Source organism: Streptomyces sp. NPDC058052, assembly GCF_042885515.1.
Classification (GTDB): Bacteria; Actinomycetota; Actinomycetes; order Streptomycetales; family Streptomycetaceae; genus Streptomyces.
The window spans coordinates 72,036-97,182 of record NZ_JBHVRX010000022.1 but is presented as its reverse complement, the minus strand read 5'-3'; the positions used below and the strand labels follow the sequence as shown (position 1 = coordinate 97,182).

Genomic DNA, 25,147 nt, shown 5'->3' with positions numbered 1-25,147 from the left:
CCCACCGGTTGCCGCCGCCCGTGCACCGCACGAGCGGCGGCAACACCCGCGCGAGCAGGAAGCACTCCGCTTTCTGCTCGCCGGCCTATCGAGCACCTACATATCCGCGTCCTGGAGCTTGGAGACGATCGTCTGTTCCAGCTCCGTCACGGTGCGCCGGAACGCCTCTTCCAGGTCGACCCCGCAGAGGCGGGACAGGACGATCACCGGCCACGGGCAGTCCGCGAGCTCGTGCTCCGAGGCGGCCTTCCCTCCGCGCACCGTCCGCTCCCATGACAAGGTTCGGAGCTCTCGTCCTGGCCGTGCTGTGCACGGAGACTCTGCGGCTCACCGTGCCGAGCGCCGGCCGGGAGCGCGGATCATCCAGGGGCGTCAAAGGACAGGACGTCCTCGTCAGTGCGCAGGGTCACCGCCCGGCCGAGAACGGGAATCGTGCACCCTTCGGTCGAGCTGCAGCTCGCGTAGGTGACGAGCACCTTCGCCTCGCCCGGGGCGGTGGCCCGGATCGGGAGGGTGACCGTGACCGGACCGTCGGGGTACACGGGTACGACGCTGAGCACACCCGGCACGTCGATGGTCGTGACGGGCTTGTCCACCGTCATCCCGCCGGCGACGGTGATCGAGCCGGCGGGCCGGACCTCGGTGGGCCGCCCCACGCCGTCGACGCCCTGGGCGGGCAGGGTGGTGCTGTAGAGGTGGAATCCGGGCTCGTCGGGGGTGAACGTGGTGACCAGGGTGCCCGCGGAAGCCTTCCAGTCGGCCACGCTCATCCGGACGACCACCCCGTTCTCGCTGAACTCCGTCACCGAGGCGACGTGCCCGGGTGCGGTCTGCTGTCCGCAGGCGGTCAGCGCCACGGCCGCCAGGAGCGCGGCCGAGGCGCGGGCGAGGCGCTCGTGGGCGGCGCGGGGGAGGCCCGCGGCCGGGTGCGGGGATGCCATGTGCCGGTTCATGTCGTCGTTCAGCGTCCTTCTCGTGTGGAGGGGCGGGGAGCCTTCGGTGGGGGTGAGGAGAGGTGCGCCCGCTGTCGGACCGTCGCGTCCAAGGCCAAGGGTCGGCATCAGGCCCACTTCCGCAGGAAGGCGCCGAGGCCGGCGTCGGTCAGTTCGGGGTTGCCCGTCGAGTGCGTCTCGGTCACGACGCCGCCGTTGCCGTCGAGGACGACCAGGACGGGCATCTTGTACGCGCCCTCGCCGGAGGCGTAGCGGCCGAGGAGGCTGTAGGCGGCGGAGTCCTGGCCGCCGATGTCCACCTTGACCACGTGGTACGAGGCGTCGAGCAGCGCGCCGATGCCGCTCGTGGCGAGGACCTCGTCGGCGGCTCTGCAGTTGCCGCACCAGTTGGCGCCGAAGTCGATCAGCACCTTCTTGCCGTCCGCCTTGGCGGCGGCGACCGCGGACGCGACCGCCGCGCGGGCGTCGACACCCGTCGGGTAGCCGGTGGTGAAGCCCGACGAGCCACGGGCCGACCTGCTTTTCTCCTGCTCCTTCTGCTTCTCCTGCTTCCCTTTCGAGGCTGGCGCGGTCGGAGCGGCCGGTGCCGTCGGCCGGACCGGCCGGGGGGCCGTCGTCGTCCGGGCGGGCCGGGGCGAGGTCCTGAGCGCTGTGGTGCGCCTGGCCGTGGGTGAGGTCGCGGTGGGGCTCGGACGGGTTGCCGGTGGAACCGGCTGCGCGGCGGCGGTGGGGGACGCGGACGCGGTCGGTGCCCCGGTGGGCGGCGCGACGGAGGTGTCCCGGTCGGGGGGCGAGTCCGGAGCCACGGCCGTGGACGCCAGGTCCACCCTCTCGTCCTTCGGGCCACCATGCGCTGTGGCGACGGCGGCCGCCGCGACCGTGAGGGAGACGGCGGAGAAACGGAAGAGGCCCTGGATGCCTGCGGTGCGCTGTCTGCGCCGGTGTGCGGCCATGGCGGATCAACCCTTTGTGTCGGTGTGCTCTCCGGGGCCTGGAAGCGGCCGGTGCCGGAGCGGGGCCAGAGTGATCGTCCTGACCGACAGCGAGCCTAGGAGCCGAAAGCGGCCCACGGACCGGCCTAATGACGCCCATCAGGAAGGCTTAAGGAAACGATCAGGTCCGCTTCCGTCAGGCCCATGAGTGGGCAGGACCCGCATCCCAGCGCCGCCGGCCGCTCCCGCGGGGACCGCGCGCGAACTCGGCCGTATGGCCGGAACAAATCGGGTGCGCACCGGGCTCGGCTCGCGGGATCCTCCGCCGGGCGCCCACCGCCCGCCGGCGCGCCCGCCGGTTCACCCGGCACGTTCCCGCAGACTCCGCCCGCCACCTGGCCGTGGCCACCGAGAGGACCCTCATGCCCGAGAAGACCGCCGCGTCCGGCCGCACCGACGCCACCCACTACGCCGACGTCCACGTCCTCGTCCGCCGGGGCGACGAGCTCCTCGTCGGACGACGCGTCGAGACCGTACCGGTGTTCCCCGGCCTCCACCAGGTCCCCGCCGGGCTCATGGAGGACCACGAGCCGGCCAGCGCGGCCGCCGCCCGCGAACTCCGCGAGGAGACCGGACTCGACATCCCGCCGGAGGAGCTGCGCTTCGTGCACCTCATGCACCACGTCTCCACGCACTCGGGCAGCCGCCGCGTCGCCTTCTTCTTCGAGGCGGACGACCCTGGCACCGGGGTCACGAACCCTGAACCCGACAAGTGCGAGGGCTGGTCGTGGCGTACGGATGTCCCCGAGCCGGCCGCCCCCTATCTCCGTGAGGCCCTCCGGCACATCGCCGACGGCACGCCCTACAGCGAATACGCGTGGCCCTCCCCCTGATCGGCCGGCTCTCCCAGGGAGAGAGCCGCGCAGCTCGCCGAGGTGCCCTGCTCTCGCATCGTCCGCAAGGCAGCGCCCGCGCCCCCTTCCACTCCCCGCTGGGAAGACGCGGTGTGGCGGGTCGTCCTGCGTGGGTAGGTAGCTGTCCGGCGGCGCCAGTGGGGAGCTGGTCCGTCAAGGAGGCTGTGACATGGCGTCGGTGGTGCTGGTGCACGGGATTCTCAACCATGTGCGAGGGGCAGGGCCGGAAGAGGCGGCTCTGAGCAAGGCCGAGGAGTACCGCCCTGATCTTCTCGAAGGACTCGGCAAGACCGGCTTGGACGTGCCGGAGCCGGATCTCGTGATGGCCTACTACGCGGATCTCCTGCGCCCTCCGTCGCAGGAGCAGGAGCAGGCCGCGGGTGAGGACCTGTACTTCGAGCTGCTGTCGAAAGCGGAACGGTCCGCGGCGGCGGAGTGGCTGATGGCGGCGGGCGCTCCCGCTCCGTCGGACCTGCAGAACGTGGGGTTCGCGCCGCTGCGCCAGATGCTGGGATGGCTGGTCCAGGAGCGTACCGGCCCGGTGGCGGAGTGGGTGCTCGAGAGGACCGTCCGGCCCCTGGAACGGGTCGTGGTGGGACTGCTGCTGGACGTGGAGGCGTACACGACGTGGCCCGACCGGCGGCGGGCGGTGCGCGAGCGGATCGCGAACACGATCGGTACCGCGCGGCCGACCGTGGTGGTGGCGCACTCCCTCGGCTCCGTGGCCACCTACGAGACCCTGCTCGCCTTCCCCGACCTGGAGGTCGAGCTGTTGGTCACCGTCGGCTCACCGCTGCGGCTCCCCACTCTCGCGCGACGGCTCGACCCGGGCCTGCGCGGCGGGCGGGGAGCGCGGCCGGCCGGTGTCGGGCGTTGGGTGAACATCGCCGACGTCGGGGACCTGGTGGCGATTCCGCCGAAGCTCGCCAAGGTGTTCCCGGTGGACCAGGACGAGGTCACGGACATCGGCCTCGGCATCCACGGACTGGGCGGGTACCTCGCGAACGGTCTGACCGCCTCGGCCCTCGCTCCCTACCTCTCGTGACGTACGACGTGAACTCGGAGGCGGGGAACCGTGACCAGGGTGCTGGTGGTGGGAGTCGGCGACTTCCCGGATACGTATCTCAGTGAGAAGGACCGGCTCGCGGGCCGTGTCGCCTTCGTCCCGCTCCCTTCCGTCGAGGGCGCCGTCCGCGCCGTGGCCTCCGCCATGAACCGGGCGGGGGTCGTCACCGGTGGCGATCCGCTGCTGGAGCCCGACCGCGAGACGCTGCTGACCGCGTGGCGGAACCTGCGCAAGCGGTCCGCGGCGGACGAGCCGCTCGTGATGCACTTCGCGGGCCACGGCGTCCAGCCCTCGCAGGGCGGCCCCCTCTACCTCGCCCCTCGGTACGGTGATCCGGCGGACGACGAACTCGACGACACCTGCGTCAGCTTCGACCAGTTGCTGACCGCGGCGGAGAACGGCGGCCGCCCGGTCCTGTTCCTGCTCGACGTGTGCGGCGCGGGCCAGGCCGTCACGCAGCAGCTTCTCTCGGACCTGCTCGCCCGCCGGCCCCAGGGCGCGCCCCGCAATGCCTGGGTCATCGGGGCCTGCACCGCGGAGAAGGTCACGTACGGGGCCCGCTTCAGCACCGCGACCGCCACGGTCGTCGGCCGGATCGCCGACGGAACGATGGACGTCTCCCCCGCCCTCGCCCACATCCCGCTCGACACGCTGGCCGAAGCGATCCACGCGGAGATGGACTCCATCGACCGCGCCGCCGGCCAGCCACGCCAGAGCGTCGTGCGCACCCCCCACACTCACGCCGTGGTCGATCCGCAGCCGTTCCTCCGCAACCCGGCGCACAACGACGACCCCCAGGCCCACCTGCTCTCCGGCATGGACCGCAGGCTGCGCGACTTCGCGCTCGGGTGCGCTCCCGGCCTGGACCCGCTCCACTTCGCGACCCGTGCCGCGGGCAACCCCACCGCGGATGCGGTCCAGTTCTCAGGACGCACCGCACAACTCGCCCGCATCGAGGCGTGGGTGAACGACACCGACCGGTCACAGGGGCGGCTGCTCGTCGTCACCGGGAGTCCTGGGGCCGGCAAGTCGGCCCTGCTCGGCGTCACCGTGTGCATGGCCCACCCGGAGCTCGCGCCTCTGCGAACGCGCGTCCGTGCGGTGCTCCGCGGCTTCCGGCCCTCCCCGCGGGGCGGAGTCGTCGCCGTGCACGCCCGCGGGCTCACGGTCCCGCAGATCATCAGCTCGCTCGTCCACCAGCTGCGCCGCTCACACGCCGCAGGAGCCGACCCCGGCGCCGTACGCGGCACGGAACCGGTGGGAGGGCGACAGACCGATGGGGAGGACGGGTCATGGGACACCCTGCGACAACTCGCGCAGAGCGAAGACCTTCTCGTCGTCGTGGACGCTCTGGACGAAGCGGCCGACCCCGCCGCCGTCCTCTCCGAAGTGCTCCTGCCGCTGTCCGACGGGGCACCTGGCGGCGAGGGGGCAGCCTGCCGAGTCCTCCTGGGCACCCGGCCCTGGCCGGAGACCTTGGCCGCCCTCGCCCCGTACCTCGCCGCACGTCCCGACGCGGTTCTGGACCTCGACCCCTCCAGCGATGAAGAGCGCCGGACGCTCGCCCAGGACCTCGGCCAGTACCTGGACCAAGCCCTCGACGGCCTCCTCCCCGAGGACGACGTCCGCCAGATCGCGGACAGCCTGGCCCAGGTCACGGACAGCGGCGCGTTCCTCGTCGCCGCCCTCTACGCCGACCATCTCCGCAGTCACCGCATGAGCTCCCCCGGCCGACCGCCTCGCGACCTCACCGAAGCCTTCGACCTCAACCGGGCGGACCTCGCCCGCGCGGAGCCATGGATCGAACCTGTCCTCGCCGTCCTCGGCCGGGCACAGGGCCAGGGCATGCCCCTGGACCTCCTCCACGCAGCCGCCCTCGCCCACGCGCCCGCGTACTCCGAGAACCACCCCACGCCGCAGATCCAGGACACCCGGCGTGCCCTCGCCAAGGCCGCCTTCTATCTGCGCAGCGTCCCGGACACCGACGAACGGCTGCTCTACCGCTACTTCCACCGGGCCCTCGCCGACCACATGGCCTCGAAAACCGACGCCGCGGACCTCCACAGGGCCCTGATGGAGGCGGTGCCGCGCACCGAGCACGACGCCCCCGACTGGCGGCACGCTCGCCCCTACCTCGTCCGGCATGCCGCTGAACACGCTGTCGCCGCCGGCGGCGGCGCACTCGACCGACTCCTGGAGGATCCTGCCTACCTCCTCCACGCCGCACCGGACCATCTGACACCACAGCTGCACCACGCCGTGTCCCCCGCGGCGGTCAACCTCGTGCGGGCGTACCGCCACAGCACCACCTTCCACCCGCGCCGCGCCGAACTCCAGGTCCGCCGTCACCTGCTCCTGCTCGACTCCTTGACCTGGGCGGCTCCTGCCTTGGCCCACGCGGTCACCGCCACGGATCCGGACGACGTCCCGCTCCTTCCGCGCTGGGTCAGCGGCCGGGCCGCGGACACAGGGATCCTGCACACCGTGGCCGGCCACAAGGGCGGGGTGCTGGGGGTGGCCGCGACGGTGACGTGCGACGGCCGAGTGGTGGCGGTCACCGGTGGCGCCGACGGCAGGACGGTGGTGTGGGACGCGGTGACCGGCCAACGCCTGAACATCCTCACCGGGCACGAGGGCAGGGTGCGGGCAGTGGCGGCGACGGTGACCCCCCAGGGCACCGTGCTGGCGGTCACGGCCGGCGCGGACGGTACGGCGGTGGTGTGGGACGCCCTCACGGGCGAGCGCCTCCACACCCTCACCGGCCACGAGGATGAAGTACAAGCGGTGGCCGCGACGGCGTTGGCCGACGGCCGGACGGTGGCGGTCACGGGCTGCGCGAACGGCGAGGCGCTGGTCTGGGACCTCCTGTCCGGTGAGCGCCTGCACACGCTCACCGGGAACACCGAGGGGGTGACGTGCGCGGCTCTCTCGACGCTTCCCGACGGAGTCCCCGTCGCCGTCGTCGGCACCGCGGGCCCGGACACGGTCCTCTGGGACCTCACCACCGGAGACCACCTGCGTACGCTGACCGCGGACGGTTTCTGGATCGGTGTGGCTTCGGTGGCCGTACTGCCCGACCGGCACACCCTCGCCGTCGTCGGCCGAACGGCGGAAAGGGCTCGCGTCTGGGATCTCGTCACGGGGGAGAAACGGCCGTCCGTGCCGGCGGGAATGTACGGCGTCGAGGTGGTCGCTTCGGGCCGGATGCCTGACGGAAGTACCGTGGCGGTCTTCGGCGGGACCGAGACGCACGCCTCTGTACGGGACATCTCCGACGGCCAGGAGGTGCAGGCCCTCACCGGCCATCGCGGACGGATCGACGCGATGGCCCTCGCGAACACGCCGGACGGCCGGGCGTTCGTGGTCACCGGCGACGACCAGGGCACGGCACGAAGCTGGCACCTGACGCAGGACGCTCCCGGCGCGTGGGCGGGACACACGGGAGACATCCGAACGGTGGCGACCGCAGTGCTCCCCGGAGGAAGAACACTCGCGCTCTCCGGGGGCGACGACGCCCTCGCGATCCTCTGGGACGCGGCGACCGGAAGCACCCTGCACATTCTGGCGAACCACGGTCTCCCGGTCCATTCCGTGGCCCTCGCTGTGCTGGACGACGGACGAGTGCTGGGCATCACCAGCAGCGCGGAAAGCAGCATCATGATCTGGGACCTCACCCCCGAGGGGCAGCCGCTGGTCCTGCGGGAACCTCTGCACTCCTTCCCGACCGACGACTACGCCTGGTGGCCGGCTCCGACGGTCTGCGCCCTCGCGGACGGCCGGAGCTTCGTCGGCAGCGACTACCTGGGGCCCCTCAGCGTGCTCGACCCCGCCACCGGCGCCCGCACCCACACGGCGATCACCGGGTCGGACGCCGTGGCGGGAGCGACGCTCGTCGACGGGGTGACCGTCGTGGTGACCGCAGCCGCCGACGGCACGGTGACGGTCTCGGACGTGGACTCCGGAGAGCGTCTGCACACGCTGGTGGCGCACGACGGCAAGGTGACCGCGATCGCCGCCACGGAACTGCCCGGCGGCGGGGCCATCGCCGTCACGGCGGGCGGGGACAGCACCGCCGTCGTCTGGGATCTGACAACCGGCGAACGGCTCCACACGCTGGTGGGACATCAGGGGGCTCTGACCGCGGTCGCCACCACGCGACTCCCCGACGACACGCTCGTCGCCGTCACCACCGGCGAGGACCGCACCGCCATCGTCTGGAACCTGGAAACCGGCGCGCAGCAGTACGTACCCCAGCATCTGCCCGCCGAGGGGCACGCGGTCGCCGGCACCCCCGAGGGGTTCATGATCGCCTACGGCGCCGACCTCGCCCACCTGACGTGGAATCCGGCTACGGCCACCGAGCCCGGTGGCCGGTGAACTCCGCGCGACCACCTCTTCGGCAGCGCCTGCCCCTCCACGACCTGTCACGCCGGCCCATGCGAGGGCGGACCTGAGGAGGCCCTCTGCCCGGCCCGCCACCGGGCGAGGTCGTGCCGGGCGGCGAGGGTGCCAGGGTGGTCCGGGCCGTGTACCCGCACCATGTCCTCCAACAGCTCGGCGAACGCGGCCACCGCCCCGGCCGCGCCCCCACCAGCCCCCGCCCGGTCGCGAGACTGTGCCGGGTACTGAGGGTGCCAGGATGATCCGGGCCCAGCACCCGACTCTGGTCGACCAGCAACTCGGTCAGGGCATGAACAGCTCCGGCCACATCCCCCGACTCGCCCAGCCACCGGGCCAGGTCGTGCCGGGCGGTGAGCGTGCCGGCGTGGTCCGGGCCGTGTACCCGCACCATGTCCTCCAACAGCTCGGCGAACGCGGCCACCGCCCCAGCCGCGCCCCCCGCCTTTCCTCTCCAGAACGCGATCTGGGCCCGCGTGTTCAGGACCTTGGGGTGGTCCGGACCATTTACCCGCACCATGTCCTCCAGCAGCCCGGCGAAGGAAGCCACTCCCCCGGCCGCGTCCCCCGCCTCCCCCTGCCAGTTGGCCAGGAGGTACCGGGCGTCCAGCGTGCCCGGGTGGTCCGGGCCGTGCACACGTTCGTGGGCAGCGCGCAATCCTGCCGCGGCGGCGACGGCACCGGTGGTATCGCCGGCCTGTCCCCGCCCGTGGGCGAGTTCCATACCGGCTCTGAGCGTGTCCGGGTGGCCTGGGCCGAGGCGGCGGTGGGCGGCTTCCATGAGGTGTCGGTAGTAGTGGGCGGCCGCGCCGAACTGGTGACTCTGGCCGAGACTTTCCCCGGCGCGGAAGAGCACGGTGTGCGGGGCGGGCCGGTACAGGGCGTCCTCGACGACGCGAGTGACGGCGGTGGTGTTGGCGCGCAGGGCCTGGGCAAGAGCGGTATCGCGTTCGATGGCGGGCCAGGCGGCGTTGAGGGCGTCGGCGGCGGTGCGGGCGCACAGCTCTCGCTGCTCGAGGGTGAGGGTGTCGCGGGTGGCGCGCTGGATGAGCTGGTGGACACGGACCGCCTGGTGAGGGGTGTCAGGGGTGTGGTCGATGAGGCTGAGCCGGTTCAAGGCCCGCAGGGCGCGCACCGCGTCCCGGCGGGCGAGAGGGGTCGGTTCCTCGGTGGGATGCCGGCCGGTGCGGTGCGCGGCGAGGTATCCGCGGGCCACCTCACCGGTCAGCACGCTGTGGGGGATGCCGTTGGCGTCGAGCACGGCGGCCAGGTGGAGCATCGGCCGGGCCGTGCCCGCGGGGCGAAGCCGGTCGGCATGGTCGATGGACAGGGACCAGGCCGCGGCGAGGGCGACGGCCTGCTCGTCGGGGAGGGCGTCGGGAGCGAGATCGGCGAGCGTGGTGGCGCGGTCGGCCAACAGGCCGCGGTAGGCGGCCATGGTCTCGCCGGAGGCGACGAGGTAGGCGGCGGCCTGCGCGAGGGCGAGGGCCAGATGCCCCAGATCAGCGGCCAGGGCGCTGATCTGGTCGGTGGGATCGGCTCGTCCGTGCACGGCCAGGGACCCGGTGAGGTAGGCGACGGCTTCGGCCTCGGTGAACAGGCCGACCTCGACCAGGCCGCGGCCTTCTCCTGTCAGGGCGGCGTCACGGCGGCGGGTGGTGACCAGCGTCCGGCCGGACGGGCTGTCGGGGGGCCACAGGCCGTACAGGTCCTCGGGGTCGGCGACGTCGTCCAGGACGATCAGCCAACGGCACTGCTGCCGGCCGTCCTTGGGCGTCAGCCAGGCCAGGAAGGAGCGGGCCGCCTGTTCCGGATCGTCGGGGTCGGCTCGGCACAGCTCGACGCCGGCCTGCGCGTACCCGGTCACCACGGCCGAGCGGGCGCCGGCTGTGACCCAGACCAGGACATCCAGGCCGCCGGCGTCCCAGGCGGTGCGATCGTAGTCGGCGGCCAGCTGGGTCTTGCCCACCCCGCCCATCCCGGTGAGCACGTGGCCCAGGGTCGCCGTGCCGCTGCCATCGAACGCCGCGCGCAGCCGCTCCGCCTCGGCACGGCGCTGGAAGGACTGCGCCCGGGAGGGGATGACCCCGACCTGGTGCGGCCATGACGCCTGGGGCCGGGGCGCGGCGTGGTAAGCGACCCGGCCGCCGTCGGCCACGTAGCCGACCGCCAGGCTTCCGCCGTGTGCTCGGGCGGTCACCCCTGCCGGTCGGGGCGCCGCCGGGGGCGCGTCGGAGGGGGGTGGGCTTGCGCCGGCCGGTCCGCTCAGCCCTGGGACGGATCCGGCACCGGAGGGGGGACGATCTGTGCGCCTCCATGGATCACACCGGCCGCGATCGAGCCCTGTTCGGCATGGACGTCCACCGTGTTCGCGACCAGCCCGCCGGGTCCGGCGGTCACGCCGGACCGCGGGGCGCACTCCGAGAGCAGGCTGCGCAGTTGCTCGGCCGCCCGCTGCCGCTCGATGCCGTCCAGGCTCTCGAGCAAGGTCTCGATGCGGGTCTGCCAGACGACCTCCTGGCGGCTTCGCGACCGCTCCGCCTCAGCCGGGTCGGTGACCTGCACGGCGGCCGCGGTCTGGTCCAGGCGCTCCAGCTCGGCCTCCGCTCGCTGCGCATCGCCCCGGCCGAACCATCGCGCCACCGCCTGCCGCAATCCGGCCCACGCGTCCGTGCCGGCGGCCTGCACCACCGCTGTACCGCCGGCTGCCGCAAGCAGCACCCACGCCTGTTCCAGCACCCCTGCCCCCTCATCGTGGACCTCCCCGGCACGGTAGCGCCGCCGGGTGCGCGACGCAGCGTCGTTGACGGAACGCACCTCCGTATCGCAGGCACACCCGCACGGTCTCCGGGTCGTTGCGCCGTCTGCCCGGCCGCCGCCCGCTGGGTGTTCGGCACGTCCGCGTCGAGGGTCAGCCCCAGGCGTGGCCATGGTGGTGTCGTCGGGGCAACGACGGGGCCGGGCCACCGGCACCATCTCCTGCCACACCGCGCATCGGTACCGCAGGACGACGGCTGAACTGCTCCAGCGGTGCGCGCCGGAGTTTCATGTTTCCCCTGCGCGGGTGGACACCGTCAGGAAAACTGCCAGTCGGATCGATCGAGCACCGCCTGCGTGCGGTGACGGAGGGGGAACCGTGGCGAAGGTGACGCTGTCCGAGGCGCTGGCAGAGCTCCGCGCGGAGCTGTACGAGGCCGCGGACGCCAGTCCCGACGAGCAGTTCACGTTCGAGGTCGAACAGGCCGAACTGTGCCTTGAGGTCGAGTTCCGCAAGGACGGCAACGGCAAGGTCAACGTGGAGATCGGCGCCTTCGGCACCAAGGGCGCGGTGGAAGCCGGAGGCGGGAGCGGGGTCACACATCGGCAGACCCTGACGCTCACCCTGAACGTCCGCGACGAGGCCCTCGGTGGACGACCCCCTCGCATCCGCCGGAAGGAAGTGCCCGGAGGGAAGCCTGGAGGGGAGCCTGGAGGCGACACCCCGCCCGGTGGCGACGCCTGACAGGCCGACGAGCCAGAAGTCGATACGCAGCGGGGTAGCGAGGGACGACGGTGGACGCTCAACGGACGGCCTACATCAAGCCCGACCAGCCTGTCGGAGGCTCGGGGTCGGGCTACCTCATCGGGCCCAGGCTCGTACTGACCGCTCTTCACGTCGTCCACCATGACGGCGTCCGGGCACCCGGTGCGACCGTCTGGGTCGGACACCCTCGCACCGACGCCGGCCTCCACCAGCGTTCGGCGACGGTCATCTGGCCCGACACCGACGCCGGCCCCGACAGTCCGGGAATCGCGGACGTCGCGCTCCTGCTTCTGGACCAGGACGCCGACGAAGGTCTCACCCCGGCCGTGCGGTGGGGCAGACCCCAGGGCATCTCGCCACTGACCTACGCGGGAATCGGGATTCCGGCGTTCTCCACCCTCGCGGGCGGCGCCGTCCAGTACGAGAACCTCCGCGGGGAACTGGCTCCCCTGACGACAGCGGGCCGACGCTGGGTCCTCGACTGCCGCGTCTGGCCCGCCGCCGCGCAGCAGAAGGATCGTCCCTGGGCGGGCGCCTCCGGCGCCGCCATCTTCTCCGGCGGACACCTGGTCGGCGTCGCCGTCGAGTACGGCACCGGGATGGGAGAGCGACGCCTCACCGCCGAACCCGTGCACCGGCTCCTCGGCGACCCGGGATTCGGTTCCCTGCTGGCCGAGCACGCCTTCCCCGGTACGCGGTCCATCGCCGACGACATCACTGCTCCCGCCAGTGACGCGATCGGAGTGGTGTGGCCGCGGCAGTTCGGCACCGTCCCCGAGCTCGCCACCGCCTATCAACACCGTGATGCTGTCGACCAACTCGCCGCAGCGCTCGCCAACGGCGACACCACCATCCAGGCCAAAGCACCCACCACCGTCCCCGGCGATGCGGCGGCTGTCGTCACGGGACTCGGCGGCGTCGGCAAGACCCAGCTCGCCGTCCACCACATCCAGCAAATCCGCCACGCCAGCGGACTCCCTGTCCCCGCCGGCAGTGTGCTCGTCTCCCCCACAGATGCTGTCCCGGCCGTGGACCTGCTGCTCTGGACCACCGCCAGCGACACCGCCACCATCACGGCCGCCTACGCCCAAGCAGGCCAGGAACTCAGCAAGGCCGGTGCGCCCGTCTCCGCCGGTGAGAACGCCGACCAGGCAGCCCAGGGGTTCCTCACCTGGCTTCAGACGACCAGCCGGCGCTGGCTCGTGGTCCTCGACGACGTTCCCGACGCCGGGGTACTGCGCGGGCTGTGGCCACCGGCGACACCCACCGGACGCACTCTCATCACCACGCGAAACCGGGACGCCTCGCTCATAGAGGGGCGCAGTCAGATCAGCGTCGGGCTCTTCACCCCCGACGAAGCGACCCGATACCTCCGTCAGCGCCTGTCCGGTACCGGTGTCGACCTCGCCGACGCCGAGATCCGGCAGCTGGCCGCCGACTTCGGCCACCTCCCGCTCGCCCTCGCCCAGGCCGCCAGCTACATCCGCGAGAACGCCCTCACTCTCGACGAGTACCGCACCGAACTCGCCGAAGTGCCGCTGGACGAGGCCCTGCCAGGGATCGAAGGTCTCCCCGACCGGCAATCCCACACCGTCACCGCCGCCTGGACCCTGTCCATCGACTACGCCAACACCCTCACACCCCCCGGACTCGCCCGACCACTCCTCCACGTCCTGGCACTCCTCGACCCCAACAACACGCCCCACGGCATCACCGCTGCACCCGCACTCCAGCGGCACCTCCAGCAGACGCGGGACTCCGAGCTGTCGTCTCCGGGCAGACCGGTGACCGAACGGGATGTGAAGCGGGCGCTGCGGGTTCTTCACCGGCTTCATCTGACCGACATCACCGCCGACGACACCCTGCGCACCCATCAGCTCCTCCAGCGCACGCTCTGGGAGTCGCACGCCTTCGGGGAGATCGACCGGCTCGGAACAGTCGCCGCCGACGCGCTCCTTCAAGCCTGGCCCGAACGGGAGAACGCTGCCAGCAGCAACTACCGCGCGGCTACCTCGTCCCTCGCCAGCCACACCGTCCCACGGGACGCCGACGGCGACGGTCTGCACGCTGTCCTCTTCCACTCCGGCGGCACCCTCGGCGAAGCCGGACAAGCCGCCGCCGCGCGCGACCACTTCCATCAACTCCAAACCGTGGCGGATCAGCTCCTCGGCCTCGATCACGCTGACGCCTTGACCACACGCAGCAACGTCGCCCGATGGCGCGGCGAAGCCGGCGATCCCAACGGCGCCGCACGTGCCTACGAGGAACTCCTCAGCGACTGCCTCCGCGTCCTCGGACCCGACCACCCCGACACCCTCACCGCCCGCAACAACCTCGCCGGCTGGCGCGGTGAGGCCGGTGACCCCACCGGAGCCGCGGACGCCTACGCCGAGCTCCTCACCGACCGACTCCGCGTCCTCGGACCCGACCACCCCGACACCCTCACCACCCGCAACAACCTGGCCCAATGGCGTGGCGGAGCCGGCGATCCCAGTGGCGCCGCGGGTGCCTACGCAGAACTCCTCGCCGATCAACTCCGCGTCCTCGGACCCGACCATCCCGACACCCTCGCCACCCGCAACAACCTCGCCCACTGGCGCGGCGAAGCCGGCGATCCCACCCGTGCCGTGGACGACTTCACAGAAGTCCTCACCGATCTACTCCGCGTCCTCGGACCCGACCACCCCAACACCCTCACCACCCGCAACAACCTCGCCCACTGGCGCGGCGAGACCGGCGACCCCACCGGAGCCGCAGACGCCACGGCCGAACTCCTCGCCGACCAACTCCGCGTCCTCGGACCCGACCACCCCAACACCCTTATCACCCGCAACAACCTTGCCCGATGGCGAGGAACGTCCGGAGACGCGACCGGCGCCGTAGACGCCATGGCCGAACTCCTGACCGACCGACTCCGCATCCTCGGGCCCGACCATCCCTACACCCTCGCCACCCGCCACAACCTCGCCCACTGGCGCGGCGAAGCCGGGGACCCCACCCGCGCCGCGGACGACTTCACCGAACTCCTCACCGACCAGCTCCGCGTCCTCGGACCCGACCACCCCTACACCCTGATCACCCGCAGCAGCCTCGCCCACTGGCGGGGCGAAGCCGGTGACCCGGCCGGCGCCGCGAACGCCACCGCCGAACTCCTCACCGACCGCCTCCGGATCCTCGGTCCCGACCATCCCCAAACCTTGTTGGCACGCTTCCAATGGGCGATCTACACCGGGGGGAGCGGCAATCCAGCGGGCGCAGTGGACGCGTTGCGGCTACTCGCCGAGGACGAAGCCCGCGTCTACGGCAGTCAGGAGCATGCTGACGTCCGAAGCACGCTCGTGGCGCTCGAACAATGGCGGGCCGTCCTCGCGGCGAAGACCGGGACATGAAGCACCCGACGGCGGAACCAACGGGCGCTCGGTTGATCGGCCGGGCCATCTCAGAGGTTGCTGGGGTCGAGTTCCACAAGGACGGCAACGGCGGGGTCAGCACGGCGGTCGGTGTGTTGGGCAGCAGGACAGGGGCGTGGAGTGTGGACGGGGCCATGGATCGGCAGACGCTGACACGAGGTCCGTGGCGTAGCTCTCGGCGGATGTCCCCGCTGATCCGCCGGCACGATGCTCCTGGCGATGAGCCTGGGGCCGAGGCCCCGTCAGGTAGGGACGCCTGAGGCACAGACGAACCAGGAAGACCCAGACGAGGCGGAGGACGATGGACGGCACCGAGGGCTGCTTCCATCACGCCTCACCAGTCCATCGGAGGGACCGGGTCCGACTACCTCGTCGGGCGGCGGCTCGTTCTGAGCCGCCCTCCAACGTCGTGCACCATCCTGACGCGGGCCCCCGATCCCCCACAGGGGTCTCGCGGGCGGCGCTGGCACGGGCCGGGCGTGCGGCCGTCAGGGCGCCTCGGTCGACCGAGGGGCTTCGGCGAGGGCGCGCAGGGCGCCCTTGGTGACCTTTCCGCCGGCGTTGCGGGGGAGCTGGGGCAGCGTCACGAGGTCCTTGGGCATCTTGAAGGAGGCGAGCTTCCCGTCGAGGAAGCCGAGCAGCGCGGGAAGCGACAGGCCCGCCTCCGGGGCGACCGCGACGAACGCGACGGGGATCTGGCCCCAGCGCTCGTCGGACCTCCCGACCACCGCCACCTCGCGCACCGAGGGGTGCTCGGCGATGACGTTCTCCAGTTCGGCGCAGTAGATGTTCTCCCCACCGCTGATGATCATGTCCTTCTTGCGGTCGACCACCCAGATGAACCCCTCCGCGTCCTGCCGGACCAGGTCTCCGGAGTGGAACCAGCCGCCGTGGAAGGCGTGTTCGGACTCCTCGGGCTTGTTCCAGTAGCCCTGGGTCACCGTCGGGCCGCGGTAGACGATCTCTCCGACCTCGCCCTTCGGCACGTCGTGCATGGAGTCGTCGACGATGCGGTACTGGACGTTCGGGATCGGCCGGCCGACCGAGCCCAGCTTGCGCAGGGAGTCCTCGCCGCGCAGGACGCAGGTGATGGGCGAGGTCTCCGTCTGGCCGAAGACCGCGACGTTGAGCGCGGCGGGGAAGCTCCGCTCCATGGCTCTCAGGGTCGTGTCGGTGGCCGGTGCCGCGCCCCAGCTGATGACGCGCAGTCTGAGGTCCCGCTTGTCGATGTCGGGCTGGGCGCAGATCAGGTCCCACTGCTGGGGCACGTTGAAGACGATGGTGGCGCCCTCGCGTTCGTAGGCGTCGAGGACGGCCTTCGGGTCGAAGGCGCCGAGCGGGTGGATCACCACCGTGCCGCCGAGGAGGAAGGCGGCGACGATCGAGCCCAGGCCGGCGATGTGGAAGAAGGGAGCCGTCAGGAAGCTGACGTCGGAGTCGTCGGACATGTCCATCGCCCGGATGCAGGTGATGGCCTGCACCTGCATGTTGCGATGGGAGAGCATCACGCCCTTGGGGCGACCGGTGGTGCCCGAGGTGTACATGATCAGCGCCGTGGACTCCTCGCTGACGTCGGGGAGTTCCATCGGCTCGTACGCGGCCAGGAGATCCTCGTACCCGGTCTCCTCGCCGGCTCCTCCCCCGGGCCCGTCCGGCTCGCCGATGACGATCACCGTGGCGACGGAGGCGGCGGCCGGGGTCGCCCGGAACAGCGGGAGGAGGCGGGCGTCGACCACCACGGCGGCCGGGGTGCAGTCGTCCAGGATGTATCCGAGCTCCGGGGGCGCGAGCCGGAAACTGAGCGGGACGGCCATGGCCCCCACGCTGTTCACCGCGAAGACGCTCTCCACGAACCACGGGTGGTTGAGGGTGAGCATGGCCACCCGGTCACCGGCCCGCACGCCCCGGTCGGCGAGCGCGGCGGCGAGTCGGAGGGAACGCTCCGAGAGTTGAGCCCAGGTCGTGGTGGCCCCCGCGTAGCGCAGTGCGGGCTTGTCGGGGCGCATCATGGCGTGCGTGGCCGCCTGCGCCATCCAGTGGTGCCGGAAGGACCATGCGGGAGCCGTACCGGGGGACATGCCACTCCTCGATTCCAGGCGGACAGAGGTGGACCTGCGGCCACTATGCATGAAAAGCAGCGGCCCAGGAAGATTTTTGTTAACCGGAAATCACATCGGGTGACGTGGCCCCAGCAGGTGCCACCGGGAGGAGCGGCGGCGCTTCGCCGCCCGGGGCTCCGTCCACCGGCGAGTTTCCGCGGGCGGCGAACCGGGCGAGCGGCCTTCCCGGAGGTGGCCGCGTCGGCGGGGAGCGCGGGCAGCCTCTCGCGGGGCTGGTCGACCCTCACCTGACAGCCGGTCAGGCAGCCGGGCACGCCGGCCGGCCGGGGCCTTGCCGAAATGCTTCGGCCCCCTCTACGCGTCGGCCTCCGGACCCCGGACGGAGAAGGGGCAGTGGCCGCGTTCACCGGTGCGAGGGGCCTGGGACACCTCTACCCGGGCATCAGGCACCTCCGCCGCGCTCGCGCACTCCTGAGCGGCGGCATCGATCGAGAGGCGGTCCGTGCCGACGAGAGATTCTTCCTTTACTTACGGAGTCTTTCGGAGGGTCAGAGACGTTGCCGGACACGCCGGGGGCAGGAGATACGCTGCGACGGCAAGGTTGTCGCCCGATGTGATTTCTGATTAACATCAAGAGGCGTTCGGTCGTCGGTGAAGACCGCTGCGCGGTCCAAGAACCGCTGCTCTCCCCAGGCATGTCGGCGCACTCCGCGTCCGTGCCTGAGCCCCCACGGACGGGCGGAGCCCGTCACGTCCGCCCGCCTGCCCGTCCCGCGTCCGTCGGCCCATCGAGGAGCCCCATGCGCACGGAGAAGGAACAGACCGAACACCCCCCGACGCCGGGGGCGTCCGGCCACCGCCCCTCTCGGGTGACCGACCGGCCGGTCGAGGAACGGCACGCCGGGGCGCACCGGTACGCGACCGGCACGAAGATCTCCGTCCTGCTCTCCCGCGGCTCCGCGCTCGGCGAACTCGTCGAGGCAGAACTGGACGAGCCGCGCGACGACGAGGTCGTCGTCCGTGTCGAGGCCGTCGGGGTGTGCCACACGGACCTCCTCGCGCGGAAGCGGCTCGGGAGCCGGGCGGCCGTGCTGGGGCACGAAGGGTGCGGCACCGTGGAGCGCCTGGGTCCGCGCGCGGAAGGGCTCGCGGTCGGGGACCGGGTGGTGATCTCCTTCGCCTCCTGCGGGGAGTGCGTCCCGTGCCGGTCCGGCTTCCCGGGGTACTGCGCCCGCTCGGCCGCGCTCAACGGTTCGGGACGCCGGCGGGACGGCTCTCCGACGCTGCGCGTCGGGGGCGACCCCGTGTTCGGCTCCTTCTTCGGCCAGTCGTCCTTCGCGACGGCGGTCCTGGCCTCCGCCCGGTCCTGCGTCCCCGTGGGAGACCTGCCGCCGGAGATCGCCGCTCCCCTGGGCTGCGGCTTCCTGACCGGTGCGGGCGCGGTGCTGAACGTGCTGCGGCCCCGGCCGCTCGAACGGCTGTTGGTCGTCGGCGCCGGCGGCGTGGGGGCCGCCGCGGCGCTCACGGCGCTCTCCGAGGGCGTCGAGGTCGTCGTGGCGGAGCCGGTCGAGGCCCGTGGCGCGCTGCTCACCGCATACGGTGCCACGGCCGTCGCCTCGCTGGACGAGCCGATCCCCCCGGTGACCCACGCCCTGGACACCACGGGACGGCCCGAAGCGATCGCCCGCGCGCTCTCCCTGCTCCGGCCGCGCGGCGCGCTCGCGCTCGTCGGGCTCGGCCCCGCCCGGATCCCTCTCGACGTCCGGTCCCTCACGATGCGCGGGTTGCGGCTGCTCGGCTGCGTCGAGGGCGACGCCGAACCGGCTCTGCTCATACCCGAGCTGATCCGGCGCCACCGCGACGGGCTGCTGCCCCTCGACCGGCTGGTGACCACGTACGCCCTCGACGACATGGAGCGCGCGGTGGCGGACCAGCGGGCGGGGCGGACGCTGAAGCCGGTCCTCCTGCCCGGGGCCCGACGCCCCCGCCCCTTCACCGTTCCCTCCCTCCGTCCCTGAGCCGTCTCTTCCGGATCCTGCCGGGTTCGATCCGAAAGAGACGGCCGAGCCCGGACGCGCTCCGAGCACGACTCCGCACCCGCCCCACCACACGTTCCGAGACAGGGGTCCCCCATGACCGACGTGATCTCCGCCCGCCGCGCGCTCTACGAGGACGAGCACGAACTCCTGCGGGAGACGGCCCGCGCCTTCGCCGACAAGCACGCCGCGCCGCACGCCGAGCGGTGGCGCTCCGCGGGGCGGGTCGACCGCGCCCTCTTCGAGGAGGCCGCCCGCGCGGGCATCCTGGGCTTCAACATCCCCGAGGAGTACGGCGGCGGCGGGGTGACCGACTACCGCTTCAACTCCGTGATCGGCGAGGAGTTCTCCCGTCACCCCGCGTCCGACGGGCTCGCCGGGGTGACGCTCTCCAACGACATCGTGGTGCCCTACTTCACCGACCTGGCCGACGAGGAGCAGAAGGCCCGGTGGCTGCCCGGCATCGCCGCCGGGGAGCTGATCGTCGCCGTGGCGATGACCGAGCCCGGCACCGGCAGCGATCTGGCCGGCATCGCCACCACCGCCGTCCGCGACGGCGACGCGTACGTGCTCAACGGCAGCAAGGTCTTCATCTCCAACGGCCAGAACGCCGACCTCGTCGTCACGGCCGTGCGCACGGGTCCCGACCGGCACGGCGGGATCAGCCTGCTGGTCGTCGAGGCGGACCGGCCCGGCTTCAGCCGGGGGCGCAACCTGGCGAAGGTCGGTCTGCACGCCCAGGACACCAGCGAACTGTTCTTCCAGGACGTGCGGGTGCCCGCGGCCAACCTCCTCGGCGAGGAGGGTTCGGGCTTCGCCGCGCTGATGCGCAACCTCCCCCAGGAGCGGATCTCGATCGCCGCCAACGCGATGGCGTCCATCGAGGGCGTGCTCGAACGGACCCTGGAGTACGTGAAGGAGCGCAGGGCGTTCGGCCGGCCGATCGGCTCCTTCCAGAACACCCGCTTCGAGCTGGCCGAGATGGTCACGACGGCCCGGGTGGGCCGCTCCCACCTGGACGGCCTGCTCGCCCGGCACTCCCGGGGCGAGCTCACCGCGGTGGACGCGGCCGCCGCGAAGTTCTGGGCCACCGAGCAGTACGTGGACATCGTGGGGCGCTGCCTGCAGCTCCACGGCGCCTACGGCTACATGCTGGAGTACCGCATCGCGCACGACTATCTCGACTCGCGCATCACCACGATCTACGGCGGCACCACCGAGATCATGAAAGAGATCGTCGGCCGCGACCTGGGCCTCTAGGTCCTCTTCTCCGCTCCGGGGCGTTCCGTCCCTGTCGAGCACCCGGTGTCCGGGCCCCGTCCGGACACACCCGGCCGGACCCCGTCCGGAGCCTTCCCGTCCCAGGAAAGGGAGCGTCATGTCCGACGCCTACATCTACGACGCCGTGCGGACGCCGCGCGGCAGGAACCGCGGCGGCGCGCTGCACGGCACCAAGCCGGTCGACCTGGTCGTGGGGCTGATCCACGCGATCCAGGAGCGCAATCCGTCGCTCGACCCGGAGCGGATCGACGACATCGTGCTCGGCGTGGTGTCGCCGGTCGGTGAGCAGGGCGGCGACATCGCCCGTACCGCCGCGCTGGTGGCGGGGTTGCCGCACACGGTGGCCGGCGTGCAGGTGAACCGTTTCTGTGCCTCCGGTCTGGAGGCGGTCAACCTCGCCGCGCAGAAGGTGGGCTCCGGGTACGAGAGCCTCGTCCTGGCGGGCGGTGCCGAGTCGATGTCGCGTGTCCCCATCGGCTCGGACGGCGGCGCCTACGCGCAGGACCCCACCACCGCCTACGACGCGTACTTCGTGCCCCAGGGCATCGGCGCCGACCTGATCGCGACCCTGGAGGGCTTCACCCGCGAGGACGTCGACGCCTACGCGGCCCGCTCGCAGGAGCGTGCCGAGACCGCCTGGCGCGAGGGGCGCTTCAGCAGGTCCGTCGTGCCCGTCCGCGACATGAACGGGGTCAGGCTCCTCGACCACGACGAGCACCGTCGGCCCGGCACCACGGTGGAGAGCCTCGCCGCGCTGCCCGCCGCTTTCGCCGGCGTCGGCGCGACGGCCGGTTTCGACGCGGTCGCGCTGCAGAAGTACCACCACCTCGAACGGATCGAGCACGTGCACCACGCGGGCAACAGCTCCGGCATCGTCGACGGCGCCGCGCTCACCCTCGTCGGCAGCAGGGAGATCGGCGAGCGCCTCGGACTCGTCCCGCGCGCCCGGATCGTGGCGACGGCCGTCACCGGCGCCGAGCCCACGATCATGCTCACCGGTCCGACGCCGGCCACCAGGAAGGTCCTCGCCGCAGCGGGCCTGGAGGCCGACGACATCGACCTGTTCGAGCTGAACGAGGCGTTCGCGGCGGTCGTCATGAAGTGGCAGCGCGATCTGAAGGTGCCCGACGAGAGAGTCAACGTGAACGGCGGGGCCATCGCGCTGGGCCACCCGCTGGGCGCCACCGGGGCCATGATCCTCGGCACCGTCCTCGACGAGCTGGAGCGGACGGGCGGCCGCCGCGGACTCGCGACGCTCTGCGTCGGCGCCGGGATGGGCATCGCCACCGTCATCGAACGCCTCTGACCCCGCGCGACGAAAGGGAACCACCGACATGACCGCATCCGCCATCGCCTACGCGCGCGACGCCGACGGCGTCGTCACCCTCGTCCTGGACGACCCCGACTCCTCGGTCAACACCATGAACGACGCCTTCATGGCCGGTCTGGAGGAGTGCGTCCCCCGGCTGGAGGCCGAACGCCACGAGATCACCGGCGTCCTGCTCGTCTCCGCCAAGAAGACCTTCTTCGCGGGCGGCGACCTGAACCGGCTGCGCGCGGGCAGCGCCGACAGGGCGGCGGAGGAGACCGCCTACATCGACCGCATGAAGGACTGGATGCGCCGGCTGGAGAAGCTCGGCCGGCCGGTCGTCGCGGTGCTGAACGGCACGGCCCTGGGCGGCGGCCTGGAGGTCGCCCTCTGCGCCCACCGCCGGATCGCCGTCGACCTGCCCGGCAGCCGCTTCGGCCTGCCCGAGGTCGGCCTCGGTCTGCTGCCCGGTGGCGGCGGCATCACCCGTACGGTGCGGATGTTCGGCCTGCACAAGGCTCTGTCCGACATCATCCTGTCCGCGCGGAAGTTCGACCCCCGGGAGGCGCTGGCCGCCGGTCTCGTCGACGAGCTGGCCCCGGACGCCGAGGCGGCCGAGACCCGGGCGAGGGCCTGGATCGCCGGGCATCCGGACGCGACGCAGCCGTGGGACGTGAAGGGCTTCCGGCTTCCGGGCGGCGAGGTGAGCGGCGCGGAGGTCGCGGGGACCCTGCCGGCGCTGTCGGGGCTGCTGCGCAAGCGGACCCGCGGAGCGCCAGTGCCGGCGCCCCGCGCCGCGCTGGCCGCCGCCGTCGAGGGCGCCCACGTCGACTTCGACACCGCCTCGCTGGTGGAGACCCGGTACCTGGTCCATCTGCTCGGCGGGCAGGTCACCAAGAACATGATCAAGGCGTTCTTCTTCGATCTGCAGCAGATCAACTCCGGTGCCGGCCGCCCGGACGGATGCGCGCGCTTCACCGCGCGGAAGGTCGGCGTCGTCGGCGCGGGCATGATGGGCGCCGGCATCGCCTACGTGAGCGCCAGGGCCGGCATCGACGTCGTCCTCAAGGACGTCACACCCGAGGCCGCGGAACGGGGCAAGGACTACTCCCGGACCCTGGAGGCGAAGGCCCTGGCCTCGGGCCGGACCTCCCGGGAGCGCTCCGACGCGCTGCTGGCACGGATCCGCACCACGGCGGAGGCCGCCGATCTCGCCGGGGTGGACTTCGTCGTCGAGGCCGTCTTCGAGTCGATGCCCGTGAAGCAGCAGGTCTTCCAGGAGGTCCAGGACGTCGTGGAACCCGACGCCGTGCTCGGGTCCAACACCTCCACCCTGCCGATCAGCCTGCTGGCCAAGGGAGTGGCGCGCGAGCGCGACTTCATCGGCATCCACTTCTTCAGTCCGGTCGACAAGATGTCCCTGGTCGAGATCGTCCGGGGCGAGCACACCTCCGACGAGACACTGGCCAAGGTCTTCGACTACGTCCTGCAGATCGGCAAGACCCCGATCGTCGTCAACGACTCCCGGGGCTTCTTCACCTCCCGGGTGATCGGCCGCTTCATCGCCGAGGCCGTCGCCGCCGTCGGCGAGGGCGTCGAACCCGCCAGCGTCGAGCAGGCCGCGCTCCAGGCGGGCTACCCGGCGGGCGCGCTCCAGCTGCTGGACGAGCTGACCCTCTCCCTGACGCAGAAGATCCGCGTCGAGACCCGGGCCGCCGAGGAGGCCGAGGGCAAGGCATGGGTGGCGCATCCCTCCGAGGACGTCGTCGACTGGATGCTGGAGCAGGGCCGCGTCGGACGGCGCGAGCGCGCGGGCTGGTACGACTACGACGCCTCCGGCAGGCGGACCGGCATCTGGCCGGGCGTGCGCGAGCGGTACGGGTCGGGGCGGCTCGTCCTGCCGCTGCGGGACCTCCAGGAGCGCATGCTGTTCGCGGAGGCCCTCGACGCCATCGACTGTCTCGACACGGGCGTGCTGACCAGCGTGGCGGACGCGAACGTGGGCTCGATCCAGGGCATCGGCTTCCCGGCCTGGACCGGCGGCGTCCTGCAGTACGTCAACCAGTACGAGGGCGGCCTGGAGGGCTTCGTCGCCCGGGCGCGCGAGCTGGCCGCGGCCTACGGCGACCGGTTCCTGCCGCCCGCGTCGCTCGTGGAGCGCGCCGAGCGGGGCGAGACCTATGCCTGAGGCCGCCGCCACTCCGCGCCTGCGTACCCGGTTCACGGAACTGCTGGGGATCGAGCACCCCGTCGTACAGGGCGGGATGATGTGGGTGGGGCGGGCCGAACTGGCCGCCGCCGTCTCGGAGGCCGGCGGGCTCGGTATCGTCACGGCCCTCACCCAGCCCACCCCTGCCGATCTGGTGCGGGAGATCGAGAAGACGCGCGCGCTCACCGACAAGCCGTTCGGCGTCAACCTCACGATCCTGCCGGCGATCACGCCGCCGCCCTACGACGCGTACCGGCGGGCGATCGTCGACTCCGGGGTGACGATCGTCGAGATGGCGGGCTCCAGCCCCGAACCGCACATGGAGTTCTTCGCGCACCACGGTGTGCGGGTCCTCCACAAGTGCACGAGCGTCCGGCACGCCGTGAAGGCCGAGCGGCTCGGGGTGGCGGCGGTGTCGATCGACGGGTTCGAGTGCGCGGGCCATCCCGGCGAGGACGACGTGCCGGGCCTGGTGCTGATCCCCGCCGCCGCCGACGCGCTTACCGTCCCCTTCATCGCTTCGGGCGGGTTCACCGACGGGCGCGGTCTGGCGGCAGCGCTGGCCCTGGGCGCGGACGGGGTCAACATGGGTACGCGTTTCCTCTGTTCCGAGGAGGCGCCGGTGGCGGAGGCCGTCAAGCGGAGGATCGTCGAGGCGTCCGAGCTCGACACCCGGCTCATCTTCCGCGAGCTGCGCAACACGGCCCGGGTGGCCCGCAACGCGGTCAGCGAGGAGGTCGTCCGGATCCTGGCGGCCGGCGGGGCGTTCACGGACGTCCGGCCGCTGGTGGCGGGGGCGCGCGGTCGCCGGGTCTTCGAGGACGGCGACCTCGACGCCGGGATCTGGTCCGTCGGCCTCTCCCAGGGGCTGGTACGGGACATCGCCCCGGCCGGGCTGCTCGTGGAGCGGATCGTGCGCGAGGCGCGGGAGGTGATCGAGCGGATGTCGGGGGCGTTCGCAGGCGGCACCGGTCCGGCACCGGCGTTCGCCGGGACGGGCGGGTGACGCCGGTGCGGAGCGTGGCCCGGTTCAAGATCAGAATAAATTGACGATCC

General features: G+C 72.2%; 16 protein-coding genes. 10 read left to right on the top strand and 6 right to left on the bottom strand.

From position 1 onward, the window contains the following. Window positions 1-96 precede the first annotated feature (96 nt). The 3 genes from ACFVU3_RS27005 to ACFVU3_RS26995 all read right to left on the bottom strand — a co-directional run bounded on the left by ACFVU3_RS27005 (window position 97) and on the right by ACFVU3_RS26995 (window position 1,906). Window positions 97-261: a hypothetical protein gene (locus ACFVU3_RS27005; protein ID WP_390070129.1), complete on the bottom strand. Its 165-nt coding sequence runs from the start codon at window positions 259-261 to the stop codon at window positions 97-99. 98 nt (window positions 262-359) lie between these two features. Continuing rightward, a complete protein-coding gene (locus tag ACFVU3_RS27000; RefSeq protein ID WP_390070127.1) occupies window positions 360-941 on the bottom strand; it encodes a hypothetical protein in 582 nt (193 codons plus the stop codon). Between the two features lie 119 nt (window positions 942-1,060). Then, the gene (locus tag ACFVU3_RS26995; protein ID WP_390070125.1) at window positions 1,061-1,906 is read right to left on the bottom strand and encodes a thioredoxin family protein; all 846 of its coding nucleotides are present in this window, start codon (window positions 1,904-1,906) and stop codon (window positions 1,061-1,063) included. Window positions 1,907-2,307: 401 nt separating this feature from the next. Here ACFVU3_RS26995 and ACFVU3_RS26990 point away from each other — a divergent pair, with 401 nt between their 5' ends. From ACFVU3_RS26990 to ACFVU3_RS26980, 3 genes are all read left to right on the top strand, one after another. Then, window positions 2,308-2,778 carry an NUDIX domain-containing protein gene (locus ACFVU3_RS26990; RefSeq protein ID WP_390070123.1) on the top strand — a complete coding sequence of 157 codons (471 nt, stop codon included), beginning with the start codon at window positions 2,308-2,310 and terminating at the stop codon, window positions 2,776-2,778. A 190-nt stretch (window positions 2,779-2,968) separates the two neighbouring features. Next, window positions 2,969-3,844 carry a hypothetical protein gene (locus ACFVU3_RS26985; RefSeq protein WP_390070121.1) on the top strand — a complete coding sequence of 292 codons (876 nt, stop codon included), beginning with the start codon at window positions 2,969-2,971 and terminating at the stop codon, window positions 3,842-3,844. A 30-nt stretch (window positions 3,845-3,874) separates the two neighbouring features. After that, window positions 3,875-8,242, top strand: coding sequence for an AAA family ATPase (locus tag ACFVU3_RS26980; protein WP_390070119.1), 4,368 nt, complete (start codon window positions 3,875-3,877; stop codon window positions 8,240-8,242). Here ACFVU3_RS26980 and ACFVU3_RS26975 read toward each other — a convergent pair. Together ACFVU3_RS26975 and ACFVU3_RS26970 are read right to left on the bottom strand one after the other, a co-directional pair. Then, window positions 8,214-10,463 carry a tetratricopeptide repeat protein gene (locus ACFVU3_RS26975; protein ID WP_390070117.1) on the bottom strand — a complete coding sequence of 750 codons (2,250 nt, stop codon included), beginning with the start codon at window positions 10,461-10,463 and terminating at the stop codon, window positions 8,214-8,216. The two genes, ACFVU3_RS26980 and ACFVU3_RS26975, sit on opposite strands and share 29 nt — an antisense overlap. A 65-nt stretch (window positions 10,464-10,528) precedes the next feature. Continuing rightward, complete coding sequence (locus ACFVU3_RS26970) at window positions 10,529-11,080, bottom strand: hypothetical protein (RefSeq protein WP_390070115.1); 552 nt, start codon at window positions 11,078-11,080, stop codon at window positions 10,529-10,531. A gap of 319 nt (window positions 11,081-11,399) precedes the next feature. On the opposite strand from ACFVU3_RS26970, the gene ACFVU3_RS26965 reads away from it, so the two are divergent. Together ACFVU3_RS26965 and ACFVU3_RS26960 are read left to right on the top strand one after the other, a co-directional pair. Beyond that, window positions 11,400-11,765, top strand: coding sequence for a trypco2 family protein (locus ACFVU3_RS26965; RefSeq protein WP_390070113.1), 366 nt, complete (start codon window positions 11,400-11,402; stop codon window positions 11,763-11,765). A 50-nt stretch (window positions 11,766-11,815) separates the two neighbouring features. Beyond that, window positions 11,816-15,175, top strand: coding sequence for a tetratricopeptide repeat protein (locus ACFVU3_RS26960; RefSeq protein WP_390070112.1), 3,360 nt, complete (start codon window positions 11,816-11,818; stop codon window positions 15,173-15,175). 509 nt (window positions 15,176-15,684) lie between these two features. Here the strand turns inward: ACFVU3_RS26960 and ACFVU3_RS26955 are convergent. Further along, window positions 15,685-17,274, bottom strand: a complete 1,590-nt coding sequence (locus ACFVU3_RS26955; RefSeq protein ID WP_390070110.1) for a long-chain-fatty-acid--CoA ligase — start codon at window positions 17,272-17,274, stop codon at window positions 15,685-15,687. Between the two features lie 782 nt (window positions 17,275-18,056). On the opposite strand from ACFVU3_RS26955, the gene ACFVU3_RS26950 reads away from it, so the two are divergent. The 5 genes from ACFVU3_RS26950 (at window position 18,057) to ACFVU3_RS26930 (ending at window position 25,097) form a co-directional block, all read left to right on the top strand. Further along, the gene (locus tag ACFVU3_RS26950) at window positions 18,057-19,274 is read left to right on the top strand and encodes an alcohol dehydrogenase catalytic domain-containing protein (RefSeq protein WP_390070108.1); all 1,218 of its coding nucleotides are present in this window, start codon (window positions 18,057-18,059) and stop codon (window positions 19,272-19,274) included. A gap of 114 nt (window positions 19,275-19,388) precedes the next feature. Further along, on the top strand, window positions 19,389-20,552 hold the full coding sequence (locus ACFVU3_RS26945; RefSeq protein ID WP_390070106.1) for an acyl-CoA dehydrogenase family protein: 1,164 nt from the start codon (window positions 19,389-19,391) through the stop codon (window positions 20,550-20,552). Window positions 20,553-20,670: 118 nt separating this feature from the next. After that, window positions 20,671-21,879 (top strand): acetyl-CoA C-acetyltransferase, encoded by a 1,209-nt coding sequence (locus tag ACFVU3_RS26940; protein WP_390070104.1) that lies wholly within the window; start codon window positions 20,671-20,673, stop codon window positions 21,877-21,879. Between the two features lie 28 nt (window positions 21,880-21,907). After that, entirely contained in the window at window positions 21,908-24,070 is a 2,163-nt protein-coding gene (locus tag ACFVU3_RS26935; RefSeq protein WP_390070102.1) for a 3-hydroxyacyl-CoA dehydrogenase NAD-binding domain-containing protein, read from the top strand. Next, on the top strand, window positions 24,063-25,097 hold the full coding sequence (locus ACFVU3_RS26930) for an NAD(P)H-dependent flavin oxidoreductase (protein WP_390070100.1): 1,035 nt from the start codon (window positions 24,063-24,065) through the stop codon (window positions 25,095-25,097). The genes ACFVU3_RS26935 and ACFVU3_RS26930 overlap by 8 nt, the downstream gene beginning before the upstream one ends. The last annotated feature ends 50 nt before the right edge of the window (window positions 25,098-25,147 follow it).